Origin of the sequence: Arthrobacter sp. Rue61a (genome assembly GCF_000294695.2) — a bacterium.
GTDB classification, from domain to species: domain Bacteria; phylum Actinomycetota; class Actinomycetes; order Actinomycetales; family Micrococcaceae; genus Arthrobacter; species Arthrobacter aurescens_A.
The window spans coordinates 4,709,333-4,722,849 of the sequence record NC_018531.1 but is presented as its reverse complement, the minus strand read 5'-3'; the positions used below and the strand labels follow the sequence as shown (position 1 = coordinate 4,722,849).

Genomic DNA, 13,517 nt, shown 5'->3' with positions numbered 1-13,517 from the left:
GGAGTTGGGGACCCTAAAAGCCACCATCATTCAGGGTACCGTCTGCAAGCATGCCGAATCTAAGCGGTGACGCCAACGCAGACAGCAGTAGGGGCCGTTCTGACGAGTCAAAACGGCCCCAACTGCTATCTGATGGTGTGTGGCTACTGCACCGTGACCTCAGCGAGACGCAGTCCGAAGCCGAATCGCGTCTTCGGTGCAGCCAGCTTGGGGAGCGCGCTGATGACCACGATGACGTACTGGGTCTGCGTCGGTGCTGCAAGCGGCATGGTCAGTTCCGGGGATGTGAAGCTGTTGGTTCCCACCAGTTTTGCGCCGTCCATCGCAGGACGATCGTTGGTGTAGACGCTGATACTACCGCCGGAACCACCCAGCTGGTTGAGCACAACGGACTTGACCTCGGTGGGTTCCTTGAGCTTGACCACAAGCGGCATATCTTCGAAAAGTCCACCCCAGTTTGCGGAGGCGAATTCCATGTCCGACCAGTAGCTTGCAGCGTTACCGTCAAAGGCCCGGGCAAGGTCCTTGTCATAGGTGGCAGCGAAGGGGAAGTCGCCGAGGCGGCTGATCTCTTCGATTTCCGGCGGCGTGGCAGGTGCCGGAGCTTGCGTGGGCGCGGGCTCCTCAGTTTCCGGAGCCGAGGATTGCGGGGCAGGCGTGCTTTGCGTGGCGGCCGGTGCGCCGCTGGGCAAGAGGCTGCCGAGGTTGGTCACCGCCAGGACGAGTCCCACCACCAAAACGGCGGCAAGGAGGCCACCGACGAGCCAGCGCAGTGAACGCGGTTCCTTCTCCGGAGCCTCGTCTTCGTAAACTTCCTCGTCCGCGTAATCGTCCGTAACAGCTGACGACGCCGGGAAGCTGCTGGCCGCCCGATCGTAGCCGGAGTCGCTGCCACGGTTTGTAGCACCGGAACCACCAGCATCTGCGCCTGAGCCGCTAAATCCGTAGTCCTCCTGGGACCACAGGGAAACCTTTGGTTCCGCAGCAGGCTCGCGGTTGGCAGTGTGCGACGAAACCGGCGGCGATGAAACGGCCTGGGTCGGCGGCTGCGATGCAACAGCAGGCGACGCTCCGCCCCCGTTGGCAGAAGAACCTGGACCTGCAGTATCAGCGGCGGCAGCACCGGCGTCGTGGTTTTTGGAACCCGCGTGCTTCAGAGCGGCAGCGGCAGCGACCCCCGCTGCTCCGGCGCCGGCAGCGGCAGCAGCCAGCTTGCCCGCGATCCCGCTCTTTTGCGAAGAAGGGCTGGACGAGGGCATGGGTGGTACGTGCGGCGCAGTGCGTGCGGGCGCGGCAGGTTCAGACTGCTCGCCGTCGGACTCGTACGGGATGGGGTAGCCGTTTTCGTCGTACTGGATGTACTCGGCGTCGTGCTCATCATCCTCGTAAAGACCGTCGTACGTCTCGGGCTCATAGGTGCGCGGCCGGCCAAAAATCTCGCTTCCGAGCGTCTCCGTGAAGAAAGGCTCGATGTAAGGCGGGTTGGTGGCGACCACGAGGTCCAGCAGATCAGCAGCGGTACTGTGGTTGGTGATCAGGTACGTGGTGTTTTCGCTGATTCCCAAGTCCAGGATCTGAACATGGCCCGGCCTCTCCCCGGTGGCCACTTCGCGGGCGCTTTGGGCCACCTGCTCGGCATTTCCGGGACCGGCAACAAGGATGCTCACGGGACGGTTGAGGACCTGGTCCACGCCGTCGAGCACCTGATCTTGGTCATGCGAGGTCAATACATTGGCCGTGACCTTATAGCGGCCGCCAAGTACTGATCCGACGTCGATCGGGTGGGACACGTGTTCCTCCTAGGCTGTCCGGGAGCTGCGGTCCAGCACATGGCTCCCCCGGGTGAACCGGTTGAACCTCTTTTGCAACTACCTATATTCGTTTCTAGCCTAACGGATTGAGGCCCGCCGCCCGTGTTGGCGGCACCGGCTCACTTCCTGTGGCTTCCGCGTGTGGGGAAGTACGGATTCTGTCCGGCGTCGCCTTGGTAGGTGCGTCGACCCGGCAGCGGGACCTGTGGACGGAACCTGCCGCCGCGGGCCGTGCTTGGCGCGTCTTCTTCCGGAAGGTAGGTCTTGGGCTCGCCCGGTGAGCCGCCGGTGGCGGGTTCGGGAGAACGCTGAGGGGCAAGAGCCGGCCCGGCCCTGAAGGAAGCAGCGTCGAACTCGCCCGAGATGCGCGGAATCAAACCGGTATCGTCAGAGACCGTAGCGCGTGCCGGCGTCGTGGGTTCCGCAGGGGCGCCAACGGGCGCGGGGACACCGCGACCCAGACGGCCCATGAGCGGACGCAGGAGGTCGCGAAGTTCGGTGACGTGGAAGACGCGCAGGAGGACCAGGTATGCGAGCAGCATGACAGGCCCAACGACGACGACGGTCACCAAGGCGGCCGGGCGGCTGCTCCATGCGAAGCCGTCGGCACGGTAGCTCCCCAGAAGCCACAAAGCCCCTGCACCGGCAAGCGCAGAACCCAGGCCTGCGTAGCCCATGCGGATGTACGAGTTAGCGATGCGCGGCCCGTCGAGGTGACCCAGCAACCGGCGCAGGAACACCACGCTGATCACCACGGACAGAATGTTGCCCAGTGTGTAGAGGATTGCGATCGCGTAGATGATCTGGCCCACGGGAAGGAACTGGATGAAGAATGCGCCCACCACGTAGATCACGGCCAACCACAACTGGACGTACAGGGGCGTGCGGGCGTCCTCGTTGGCGTAGAACACGCGGGACATCATGAAGTTTGCACTCAGGAAGGGTGTGCTCAGCGCGAGGATGGTGAGCGTCTGCGCCAGCATGACGCCGTCCTGCGGTTCGCCACCGGAGAAGAACATTCCCAGCGGACCGGCCAGCGCGAACAGCGCCAAGGCACCGAAAACGGTGGCAACAGCCATAGTGCGGAGGCCGTGGGAAAGGGCGTCCCGCAGCTCGGCTTTGTTGCCGTCCTGCGACGCGCGTGTCATGCGGTTGAAGAGGACGGTAGCCAAGGACAATGCAATGATCGAGTGCGGCAACAGGTAGAGCTGGCTCGCGACCTCCAGGACGGCGTTGCCGGGCAGGACCGCAGCGGCCACTGTATTCCCCGCGTTGCTCAGACGGAGGCGCTCGGCACCGGGAATGGTGGCGATCCTCATGACGTACAGGAACGCGAGTTGTCCGACGGCGGCGGTCGCCAGCGTCCAGACGCTCAGCTTGGCTGCCTGGCCGAGTCCAACGCCGCGCCAGCCGAAGCGCGGACGAAGGCCGAGGCGCAGGCGGAAGACGGGGATTAGGAGAATGGCAGTCTGCGCGACCACACCGAAAGTGGAGAAACCGGCAATCAGGAACGTCTGGGTGGGCCCCCAGTTGTCCAAGGTGTGGGGGTTGTGAATGTTCTCGCCCAAGATCCAGATGAACATCCCCAGACCGGCGATGGCCACCAGGTTGTTGAGGATCGGGGCCCACATGGCGGGGCCGAACGCTCCGTGGGCGTTCAACACCTGCGTGAGGAGGGCATAGAGCCCGTAGAAGAAGATCTGCGGCAGGCACCAGAAAGCGAAGGTGACCGCCAAGGCCTTCTGTTGCTCGGAGTAGCCTTGCGTGGTGAGGTCGATGACCAAGGGTGCCGCCAGCGTTACCAGCGCCGTCAACGCCAGAAGCACCAGGACTGCCAGTGTCAGCAGGCGGCTGATGTAGTCCGCGCCTCGGTCGGGGGCCTTGCTGGCCTTGATGATCTGTGGGACCAGAACGGCGTTGAACACGCCGCCGGCAACCAGGAGGAAGATCAGGTTCGGCAGGTTGTTCGCGTTAATGAACGTGTCATTGATCGTGGAGCCCAGGCCGAGGGCGGCGCCGAGCATCCACGTTTTGGCGAAGCCAAGGAACCGGGAAACGAGCGTTCCTGCGGCCATGATGGCGCTGGAACGTGCTTCTCCGGACTGAACGGACTGGGTTGTTTTGGCTTCAGACATCGCCTTTATCGTCCCATGTACCCGGGTCAGAGATGTTCGGGAAGCACTTCCCGTGCCAAATCGGCGATGCGGCGTTCATTCGGGAAGGACAATTTTCGGGCCAGTTCCTGGATGGGAACCCACGCGGCGTCCACGGCTTCCTGGTCCGGATCGTTCTCGATGGTGAGCTCGCCGCCCGTTGCCCGGAGCAGGAAATGGTGCACGGTCTTGTGGACGCGGTGGCCGCTCACGGTGAACCAGTAGTCGATGCTGCCAAGGGGCGCCAGAATGTTGCCCTCGATGCCGGTTTCCTCGGCAATCTCACGAACAGCAGCTTCCTCGTTGTTCTCGCGGCCTTCCGGGTGGCCCTTCGGGAGGCACCATTCAAGCCGGCCACCCCTATTGAGGCGGGCGATAATCGCAACCCGGAGTTCGCCGTCGGACGTGTCTACTACCACGCCACCGGCTGACACTTCCTCAACAGTGGGAAGCGAGGCCTGCACCGGGTGCTGCTGGGCAGGCGCGACGTGCGCGCCGATTGCCGACGGCAACGGTGCGTTTGTCCTCCTGCCAGGAGCGCTCGGGATCGGGTTGGCCATGAGGTCCACTCTAACGACTCTTGCCCCGGAGTGATGACCGGGACATGGCCACAAGATGTACTGCAGGAGATGCTCCGCGGACACATGCCTGATTTCGCATGGAACAGTGGCCCACTGCTGCGCAAAAATCTGCCAAGCTTAAGGAACTATGGCGCACGTATTGGACAGCTCTTCTGTTAACTTCACCATCGATCCGGTGGTGCTCGACCTCGGGCAGCGCTTTGTCGACGCCGGCTTCGAGCTGTCCTTGGTGGGTGGACCCGTGCGCGACCTTTTCCTGGGCAGAACCTCCCCGGACCTCGACTTCACCACCGACGCCACGCCGGACCAGACCATTTCCGTCATCAAGAAGTGGGCGGACAATTTCTGGGAAATCGGCCGCGCTTTCGGCACTATCGGGATGAAGAAGAGCGGTTTCCAGATTGAAATCACCACGTACCGCGCGGAGGCTTACGACCCCGATTCGCGCAAGCCCGTGGTGGCTTTCGGCAGCTCCCTGACCGACGACCTTCTCCGCCGCGACTTCACCATCAACGCCATGGCGCTGCGCCTGCCGAGCCTGGAACTGGTGGATCCCTTCGGCGGTGTTCGCGACCTTCACGCGTCAGAGCTCGCCACACCAGGCGCCCCGGAGGCCTCTTTCTCCGACGATCCCCTGCGCATGATGCGTGCGGCCCGTTTCGCATCGCAGCTCGGCGTGTCGGTTCACGACGACGTCCGGCTGGCCATGTCCCAAATGGCAGACCGCATCAAAATCATTTCGGCCGAGCGCGTCCGTGAAGAGCTGGTCAAGCTTATTAACGGAACCCACCCCCGCGTGGGCATCGACCTCCTGGTGGACACGGGCCTTGCTGAGTTCGTGCTCCCCGAGGTCTCCGCCCTGCGCCTGGAAGCCGACGAGCACCACCGGCACAAAGACGTTTACCAGCACTCCCTTCAGGTCCTTGAGCAGGCCGCTGCACTGGAAACAGGACCTGACGGCCCTGTGCCCGGCCCCGATTTTGTGTTGCGGTTCGCAGCGCTAATGCACGACGTCGGCAAACCGGCTACGCGTCGTTTTGAACCGGGCGGCGCGGTGAGCTTCCGCCACCACGACGTTGTGGGTGCGAAGCTGACCGCCAAGCGCATGAAAGCACTGCGGTTCGACAACGACTCAATCAAAGCCGTTTCACGCCTGGTGGAATTGCACATGCGCTTCTACGGCTACGGCGATGCCGGCTGGAGCGACTCCGCGGTCCGCCGCTACGTCACCGACGCCGGTCCCCTCCTGGAACGCCTTCACCGGCTCACCCGATCCGACGTCACTACGCGTAACCAGCGCAAGGCCGACCGCCTGTCCTTCGCCTACGATGACCTTGAGCAACGTATCTCGGCGCTTCTGGAACAGGAATCACTGGCGGCTGTCCGGCCTGACCTGGATGGTGCGCAGATCATGAGGCTCCTGGGACTCAAACCGGGTCCCGTGGTGGGACGGGCTTACAAGTTCCTTCTGGAAGAGAGAATGGAACACGGTCCGCTGTCCCCCGAGGAAGCCGAGCAGAAACTCTTCGCATGGTGGGAAGCGCAACCCGAGTCCGCCGTCGAGCCTTTGACCGAAACTGAGGAGCCCTCATGAACGCTGCGACTTCACCGCGTCCGCAACTCTGGATCCTTCGCCACGGCGAGACCGAGTGGTCCAAGAGCGGTCAGTACACCGGCCTGACCGACCTCCCCCTCACTGTTGAGGGCGAGCAGCAGGCTGTTGAAGCCCGCAAGGTCCTGGAAAGCATCGACTTCGACCTGGTCCTGACCTCACCCCTGCGCCGCGCCCGCCGCACGGCAGAACTCGCAGGCTACCCTGAGGCCGTCCATGAGCCACTGGCTGTGGAATGGAACTACGGGGACTACGAAGGCATCAGCTCGGACCTGATTCGCAAAGACAACCCGGACTACCTCATCTGGACAGATGGCGTACCCAACGGGGAGACCTTGGATGAGGTTGCGGCCCGGGCCGACAAGATCATTGGACGCGTTCTGGAATCCGGAATGGACAATGTCCTGGTAGTGGCCCACGGTCATTTCTCCCGAATCCTGACAGCGCGGTGGCTGGAAATGGATGCACGCGAAGGCCGGCACTTCATTCTGGGAACTGCGAAGGTCTGCACCCTTGGTTGGGATAAGCGGACGCCTGCAATTGTGCGTTGGGGACTCTAAAACACGAATTTAGAAAAACTTTTGGCGAATTAGCTAATTTCGCTGGTCAAACTCCCCGTTCGTGGGGTAGCTTATATCTTGTTCCCAGAGCGACCCGCCGGGAACCAGGCGCGCATTCCCCGGTTCAGTCAGCCGGGACCATGCCACAGCAGGCTGCTTATCAGCCAGAAAAGGAGGTTGGGAAAATGATTACTTTGACTAGCGGACGGAAGTTGACCGTCACTGCTACCCCGGCCTCTGCTGATGATCGACGCCATTTTTGCTCTCTGACCCACTCCTGAACTACCGGACCGGCTTGTTGCCGGCGGTATTCCTGACGGCCATCCTGTCTCTGGATGGCTGAGTAGTCAGTTGTAGGCGCGGACCCACGCAGTATGCCGCGGGTGCGCAGTTTCCCCATAGTTCGGAACCAGCTTCTTGTTGGGTCGGCTGCTGGAAGCACGCGCTATTGCACGACTAATCTCTTTTGATTCGGTCCGCGAAACCCCTATTAGCCTCGGCTATTTACGCCCTTTTAGGCCTTGATTTCTTACGAATTCATTCGGCTCTAATTGCTGTGCCTAAATTCCGTTCAATTCTTCCGTGAAAGGAGGTGAACCATGCGAAAACGCCCCGAAGACATGCGCTTCTTCAAGAGTGTCAATGCTCCCAAGGACCGCACCCTGTTCAACGGCCAGCTGCTCGACCAGCGCCGTGAAGACGTCTACGTTGTCCTGCACCAGATGGGACTCATCCGCTGATGCCCTTCAGCCAGCCCCGAAGGAGTTCAGGTGCCACACATTCATGCTGAACCTCAAGGAGCCCACGCGGCTACGCGTGGGCTCCTCCCCTTTAAGCCGGTGAACCTCGCAGGACTGTAAGCTCGATCCCATGCAGGAGACGAAGCCTCACCGGCTGCAAAAACGTGCCCGCTTAGTGGTTCCAAGCCGCAGTGACGCCCTGCTTCGCCACTTCACGGAGCTCGTGGGCGGGCCCCTTGGCAAACATTCCTCGCCCGGAAGGATCGCATCCGGTCCGTTCACTGTGGAACGGGTCCTGATCATCCTCACAGTTTTCGCTGCGTTGCTCGCAGTGCTTGCAAAGGACTTCTGCCGGGTCCGTGGGTGGGAGACCCCCGGCCAGTTCTATGCAACCTGCTATTCCGACTTCCCGGAACTCTTCCGGAACCGCGGCTTGGGCGAGGGCATATTTCCCTTCTTCACCCAGGGCAGCCTGTTCGAGTACCCGGTTCTCATAGGCATCATCGCGGGGGTCACCGCTTTGCTGGTTCCCGGCCAAGGTGTAGGAAACGAACGCATCCTGGGCTACTTCGACGTCAACGCAACACTGATCGTTGCGGTATGGATCGTCACGGTCCTCCTGACCGCAAGGATTAACAGGCGCCGGCCGTGGGACGCCGCCATGGTGGCCGTAGCCCCCGGGATCATCCTGGCCGGATTCATCAACTGGGACATGTGGGTTGTGGGACTGCTGGCCCTGGGAATGTACTTCTTCTCCCGGGACAAGCTCATCCTGGCCGGCGTGTGCATCGGACTGGGTGCCGCCACCAAGCTATACCCGGTTCTCATACTTGGTGCTGTGCTGGTATTGGCCCTGCGCACCGGCAAGCTGCGCGTTTTCTTCATCACGGCCGGTGCAGCCATTGCGTCCTGGCTGGCTGTGAACCTGCCCGTTGCAGTGATAAACCCCTCCGGCTGGCGATACTTCTTCGAATTCAGTCAGGACCGCCCTGCCGGGTACAGCTCACCCTGGTTCGCTTACAACCTTGTGGCAGACCGGGTTCGTTGGGTGCAGATGGACGCAGCCACCATCAATACCCTGGCCCTATCCCTGTTCGTCCTCGCATGCGTTCTTATTGTTGCTTTGGCCCTCTGCGCCCCACGGCGACCCCGACTGGCGCAACTGATGTTCCTGATAGTTGCCGCATTCATCCTGACCAACAAGGTGTACTCGCCCCAGTTCGTCATCTGGCTCATACCCCTCCTCGCCCTGGCCCGACCCCGCTGGCGGGACTTCCTCATCTGGCAAGCGGCCGAGGGGCTGCACTGGGCGGCCGTCTGGATGTATCTGGGCCAAACAACCAGTGGCGGTTCCGTCCAGCACAACATCGACATGTCCTACTACGTCCTGGCCGTAGGACTGCACATGGTTGCCACGGCGTATCTCATGGTGAGGGTGGTCATCGATATCTGGGATCCTGCCCAGGATCCACTCCGCGCCCATGGCCAGGACGACCCTCATGGGGGACCATTCGACGATGCCCGGGACTGGCTGCGGCTCGATGTGTTCCGCCCCTCCCGGTCAGTGCTGCCATGGCGGCCCCGGGCTACGGTAGAGACTACCGATCCCAAGGCACCGCAGCGTACGGAGGTAAACAGCGATGGTTGATGTCGCCGTCGTCGGCGCCGGCCCCAACGGCCTGTCCGCCGCAGTGGTTATGGCCCGCGCGGGCCTGAGTGTCCATCTGTACGAGGCAGCTGATGCGATCGGCGGAGGATCGCGGACCAGCGAGTTGATCGAGCCTGGATACCTTTACGACGTCTGTTCGGCAGTGCATCCCATGGCTGTGGCATCCCCCTTCTTCCGCGCTTTTGAGTTATCGAAGCGCGTGGATCTGCGGCTGCCGGAGATCCAGCACGGCACACCGTTGGACATCGGCGGGGCCGCCCTGGCCTACCAATCCCTGGATCGGACGGTGCAGGAACTAGGCGTCGACGGTCCGGCTTACCGACGGCTGCTTCAACCCTTGCTGGAGCGCGTGGACGGGGTGGTGGACTTTACTTCCAACCAACTCCTGCGCATTCCAAAGGATCCCGTGGCGGCAGTCAGGTTCGGGCTGGCCACACTGGACCAGGGGACCCCGCTATGGATGCGCCGATTCCGCGAAGAAGCCGCCCCTGCGCTGCTGACGGGCGTGATGTCGCATGCACTCGGCTCGCAGCCGTCCCTCAGTTCAACGGGTGCCGGACTGCTGCTCAGCGTCCTGGCGCACGCAGGCGGTTGGGTTGTACCTGTTGGTGGTTCGATGTCCATTGCAAAGGCCATGGCTGACGACCTCACAGCGCACGGCGGCACTATCCACGTGGGCGAACAAGTGAATTCGCTGGATCAGGTCCGGCCCGCGAAAGCCATCTTGCTGGATGTTGCACCGCCAACCCTGGCACGCCTGGGTGGCTCGGAAGTTCCCGACCGCTACCGCCGGGCTCTCGAAGCATTCCGCTTTGGGAATGCAGCGTGCAAAGTGGACTTCATCCTGTCCGGACCTGTTCCATGGCGTGATCCCGGATTGGCAAAGGCCGGGACGGTCCATGTTGGCGGTTCCAGGCTGGCGATGGCAGAGTCCGAGAACCTCGTGGACATGGGCAAACATCCAACCGAGCCTTATGTCCTGGTGTCCCAGCCATCGCTGGTGGATTCGAGCCGGGCGCCGGAAGGCCGTCACGTTCTGTGGTCCTATTGCCACGTACCTGCCAACTCCACCGTGGACATGGCGGAAGCTGTCACCGCACGCATTGAGCGGTACGCGCCAGGCTTCCGGGATGTTGTGGTGGCCTCAAAAACCACGACGGCGGCGGAACTGTCCGCGTACAACGAGAACTACGTTGGTGGCGACTTCAGTGCCGGCCTGCTGGACCTCCGCGGTCTGGTGCAACGGCCGGTAGTTTCCAACGCGCCTTGGCGGACTCCCATGCCGGGCGTATACCTGTGTTCCTCGTCAACGCCGCCAGGACCCGGTGTCACGGGAATGCCCGGGTACCACGCTGCAAGATATGCTCTCAAAGACATATTCAAGATGCGGGTACCCGGGCTGGGCGTTGGCCTTTAGCTCGTTTAGTTAGCGGCGGTGAAGCGGGCGCGGCGGTGAGCCGGGCTCTCGATTTCGTCCAGCATGACCACTGCGTAGTCCTGAGTGGAGATGCTGTTGCCGGCCGGTGAATCCTTGGCAAGGGTGTATTCACCCGTGCGCTCACCCGGCTGAATGACGGGAGCGGGAGCCAAAACCGTCCAGTCAATGGTCTCCGGCGTCTGCTTCACAGCTTCAAAAGCCTTGGCGGCAGTAGTGGCCTCAGCCTTGTAGGCTTCGGGGAACTCGGGGGAGTCAAGCAGCCGGACGCCGTCAATCTCCAAGGTGCCGGCGCCGCCGACGATCATGAGCCGGGTTCCTTCGGCATTGCTGTAGGCGGAAGCCATCGCATCAAGCCATTCGCCATGATCGCCGCCGGTGCGGCTGGGGCCCGTAGCCAGCACGACGACGTCGTGATTCTTGGCGATGGAGGCGAAGGCCTGGGCGTCAGCCAGATCGGCTGCCTGGGCAGCGGCTCCGGGAACCTCTGCGCCCTTGCGGGAGATGGCCGTAACCTGGTGGCCGCGGGTGATGGATTCGTTGACGATCTGGCTGCCGACCATGCCCGTTGCGCCGTACACTGCGATTTTCATAGCTCTCCTTGAGGTTGGTATCCTTGCAATAACCCCAAAGGTATCCACCGGATACTGATAGCTTCAAAGGAACCTAGTTACCTCAGGGATACTGATACTCATGGATACCAACGACTTGCCCGCCAACATCCTGGACCCCAATTGCCCGTCGCGCGTGATCTTTCAGCGCATCGGCGACAAGTGGGCTTCCTTGGTGATTCAGGTGCTGGGCAACGGGCCGGTGCGGTTCTCGGAGCTACGCAAAATGGTGAGCGTGGTGACTCCCAAGGTGCTGACGCAAACCCTGCGTGCCCTGGAGCGCGATGGGCTGATCACTCGGACCGTCCATGCCCAGGTGCCGCCGCGGGTGGACTATGAACTCACGGCGATGGGTGAGTCATTGCTGCAGCCGCTGACCATGTTGCGCCACTGGGCCGAGAGTCACGTGCCCACCATCCTGGAAGCCCGCGACGCCTATGACGAAGCCCAGGACGAAGCTCTCCTCGGCTCCCCTTAGTTGGATTGCGCGGACGGGACCAGGGCGCGGCTGATTCGTCCGTCCCGCATTGTGGCGACTGCATCGGTGAGCGGTAGGAACTCGGTGTCGTGAGTGACCATCACGGTGGCCGTCTGGAACTCATCGGTTACCTGACGCAGAAGCCGGACGATCGACTCGCTCCGTTCGTGGTCGAGCGCGGCTGTGGGTTCATCAACCAGAAGAACTGTGGGGCTGCCCATGAGAGCCCTCGCAATGTTCACCCTCTGACGTTGGCCGCCGGACAACTGGTGGGGCCTCTTGTGCGCCACGCCGGAAAGTCCGACGACGTCCAGCATCTCCGCCGCCTTCCCCCGCTCTTCGCGCACCCGCTTGCCCCGCAGATGCTCGCGAATCAGCAACTGCTCGACGGCGGTCAGGGCCGGCAGCAGGTTAGGTTGCTGGAAGATGATGCCCACCTTGTCCCGGCGAAGGGCTGTGCGTTCGGCCTCCTTGAGCGAGGCGACGTCTTGGCCATCGATGACGACCAGCCCGGCAGTGGGTTTCACCAGAGTCGCGGCGACGGCGAGCAGCGATGACTTACCGGACCCGGAGGGACCAACCAATGAAAGAAACTCACCCCTGCGGACGCTGAGGTTGACGGCATCGAGGGCCTTGAGCGTAGTGCCTCCGTCGGGGTATTCGAGGGAGACGTTGGCGAGGTTCAGCGTTATCACGATATATGCCTTTCTAGGAATGTATTAGTTGCCGCCGAGGGCCAGCAGAGGATCCACCTTGGTCACGTTTCTGACCGCCAGGACCGCGCCAGCCAAGCCAAGGAGGATGATCCCTGCAATGGGTGCCAGCGTGGTCATAGGCGTGATCCGGAAAGGTGCAGCCTGCGCCGCCAAGATACCGCCCGCCAGACCAACAAGACCGCCAACTGAGGCGCCAACCAGCAATACCAGGGCCGCCTGGGCGAGGGCATCCCGCACTACGTAGCCGGACGGTGCCCCCAAAGCTTTGAGCACGGCGATGTCACGTGTGCGCTGCACAGTCCAGACGGTCAAGAAGGCGACGATCACCAAGGCTGAGATGCCGTAAAGAAATGCCTGCATGAGCATGAGTGATCCGTTCTCACTCTTGTACGAGCCCAGCGCCTGAAAAGAGCCCTCGGGATCGGTGCTGACCGTGCCAGCCGCCGTATTGGCTGCGTCGAGGTCAACGGTGGATCCGGCGTCGTGCTTTACAGCGAGGACAGTGGCAGTGCCGGGTGCCGCGTGCGCGATGGTCCGCCAGGTGTCGAGCGTCGTCCACACCACTCCGGTGTGGGAGTACCACTGGTCCTCCCCAACATCCGAGACCTTGAGGTCCGTCCCGCCAACCCGGACGAGGCTACCGGCCTCCAGCGATAGCTCCTTGGCAAGAGTTTCGCCCACGACGACGGTTCCGTCCTCCACAGCAGACGGTGCCAAGGAGCCGCCAAAGACTGCCGCATTCGCCGTGCCGCTCGGAGTGCCAGACCCACCCAAAGACTGGAAGCGCGTCTGGCTGATTCCGAGTGCCTGCGCCGAAGTCACGCCCGGCTGTTCCCGCCAGGTCTCAAGCTGTGCCGTGGAAACCTCGGACTCTGTGTACGACGCCGTGGCCTCACTTCCGGCGGGAGCGCCAAAGACAATCTGCTGAGCGGGCAGCGCCTCAATGGCCGACGTCGACTGGTTGCCCAAGCCCGCAGTCAGCCCGGAAAGCATGACGAGCAGCAGAGTGATCAGTGCAACGACGCCGCCCATGAGCGCAAAACGGCCCTTGGCAAAACGGATGTCGCGGATGGCGAGAAACATCGGATTCCTTCGATTCAATGCGGGCTTGGTCCCGGCACCATCAACTCTTCCGGGGATGGCTCCAAGGA

The 13,517-nt window shown here is 62.4% G+C and carries 12 protein-coding genes; 6 read left to right on the top strand and 6 right to left on the bottom strand.

The annotated features are described in order from the left end of the window. Positions 1–143: 143 nt before the first annotated feature. The 3 genes from ARUE_RS21655 to ARUE_RS21645 all read right to left on the bottom strand — a co-directional run bounded on the left by ARUE_RS21655 (position 144) and on the right by ARUE_RS21645 (position 4,476). Entirely contained in the window at positions 144–1,790 is a 1,647-nt protein-coding gene (locus ARUE_RS21655) for an ABC transporter substrate-binding protein (protein ID WP_014923337.1), read from the bottom strand. A gap of 140 nt (positions 1,791–1,930) precedes the next feature. Continuing rightward, positions 1,931–3,946, bottom strand: coding sequence for a murein biosynthesis integral membrane protein MurJ (gene murJ, locus ARUE_RS21650; protein ID WP_014923336.1), 2,016 nt, complete (start codon positions 3,944–3,946; stop codon positions 1,931–1,933). Between the two features lie 26 nt (positions 3,947–3,972). Next, a complete protein-coding gene (locus tag ARUE_RS21645) occupies positions 3,973–4,476 on the bottom strand; it encodes an NUDIX hydrolase (RefSeq protein ID WP_043470909.1) in 504 nt (167 codons plus the stop codon). 196 nt (positions 4,477–4,672) lie between these two features. Between ARUE_RS21645 and ARUE_RS21640 the strand changes: the two genes are divergently transcribed. The 5 genes from ARUE_RS21640 (at position 4,673) to ARUE_RS21625 (ending at position 10,543) form a co-directional block, all read left to right on the top strand. After that, entirely contained in the window at positions 4,673–6,139 is a 1,467-nt protein-coding gene (locus ARUE_RS21640; protein WP_014923335.1) for a CCA tRNA nucleotidyltransferase, read from the top strand. Continuing rightward, the gene (locus ARUE_RS21635) at positions 6,136–6,717 is read left to right on the top strand and encodes a histidine phosphatase family protein (protein WP_011776782.1); all 582 of its coding nucleotides are present in this window, start codon (positions 6,136–6,138) and stop codon (positions 6,715–6,717) included. Before ARUE_RS21640 ends, ARUE_RS21635 begins: the two co-directional genes overlap by 4 nt. A 599-nt stretch (positions 6,718–7,316) precedes the next feature. Further along, a complete protein-coding gene (locus tag ARUE_RS24535; protein ID WP_011776781.1) occupies positions 7,317–7,457 on the top strand; it encodes a hypothetical protein in 141 nt (46 codons plus the stop codon). 130 nt (positions 7,458–7,587) lie between these two features. Continuing rightward, entirely contained in the window at positions 7,588–9,105 is a 1,518-nt protein-coding gene (locus ARUE_RS21630) for a glycosyltransferase family 87 protein (protein WP_187329910.1), read from the top strand. Next, positions 9,098–10,543 carry a phytoene desaturase family protein gene (locus tag ARUE_RS21625; protein ID WP_014923333.1) on the top strand — a complete coding sequence of 482 codons (1,446 nt, stop codon included), beginning with the start codon at positions 9,098–9,100 and terminating at the stop codon, positions 10,541–10,543. The genes ARUE_RS21630 and ARUE_RS21625 overlap by 8 nt, the downstream gene beginning before the upstream one ends. 5 nt (positions 10,544–10,548) lie before the next feature. On the opposite strand, the gene ARUE_RS21620 is transcribed toward ARUE_RS21625, so the two are convergent. Then, positions 10,549–11,154 carry an NAD(P)-dependent oxidoreductase gene (locus tag ARUE_RS21620; RefSeq protein WP_014923332.1) on the bottom strand — a complete coding sequence of 202 codons (606 nt, stop codon included), beginning with the start codon at positions 11,152–11,154 and terminating at the stop codon, positions 10,549–10,551. 100 nt (positions 11,155–11,254) lie between these two features. Between ARUE_RS21620 and ARUE_RS21615 the strand changes: the two genes are divergently transcribed. Further along, on the top strand, positions 11,255–11,650 hold the full coding sequence (locus ARUE_RS21615; RefSeq protein ID WP_014923331.1) for a winged helix-turn-helix transcriptional regulator: 396 nt from the start codon (positions 11,255–11,257) through the stop codon (positions 11,648–11,650). Here the strand turns inward: ARUE_RS21615 and ARUE_RS21610 are convergent. After that, the gene (locus ARUE_RS21610; RefSeq protein ID WP_014923330.1) at positions 11,647–12,345 is read right to left on the bottom strand and encodes an ABC transporter ATP-binding protein; all 699 of its coding nucleotides are present in this window, start codon (positions 12,343–12,345) and stop codon (positions 11,647–11,649) included. The two genes, ARUE_RS21615 and ARUE_RS21610, sit on opposite strands and share 4 nt — an antisense overlap. A gap of 24 nt (positions 12,346–12,369) precedes the next feature. After that, complete coding sequence (locus ARUE_RS21605; protein ID WP_187329909.1) at positions 12,370–13,449, bottom strand: ABC transporter permease; 1,080 nt, start codon at positions 13,447–13,449, stop codon at positions 12,370–12,372. Between the last annotated feature and the right edge of the window lie 68 nt (positions 13,450–13,517).

Coding starts and splice junctions, on each gene's coding strand:
- murJ (WP_014923336.1), bottom strand. CDS start 3,946: ATGTCTGAAGCCAAAACAACCCAGTCCGTTCAGTCCGGAGAAGCACGT.
- ARUE_RS21640 (WP_014923335.1), top strand. CDS start 4,673: ATGGCGCACGTATTGGACAGCTCTTCTGTTAACTTCACCATCGATCCG.
- ARUE_RS21635 (WP_011776782.1), top strand. CDS start 6,136: ATGAACGCTGCGACTTCACCGCGTCCGCAACTCTGGATCCTTCGCCAC.
- ARUE_RS24535 (WP_011776781.1), top strand. CDS start 7,317: ATGCGAAAACGCCCCGAAGACATGCGCTTCTTCAAGAGTGTCAATGCT.
- ARUE_RS21630 (WP_187329910.1), top strand. CDS start 7,588: ATGCAGGAGACGAAGCCTCACCGGCTGCAAAAACGTGCCCGCTTAGTG.
- ARUE_RS21625 (WP_014923333.1), top strand. CDS start 9,098: ATGGTTGATGTCGCCGTCGTCGGCGCCGGCCCCAACGGCCTGTCCGCC.
- ARUE_RS21620 (WP_014923332.1), bottom strand. CDS start 11,154: ATGAAAATCGCAGTGTACGGCGCAACGGGCATGGTCGGCAGCCAGATC.
- ARUE_RS21615 (WP_014923331.1), top strand. CDS start 11,255: ATGGATACCAACGACTTGCCCGCCAACATCCTGGACCCCAATTGCCCG.
- ARUE_RS21605 (WP_187329909.1), bottom strand. CDS start 13,449: ATGTTTCTCGCCATCCGCGACATCCGTTTTGCCAAGGGCCGTTTTGCG.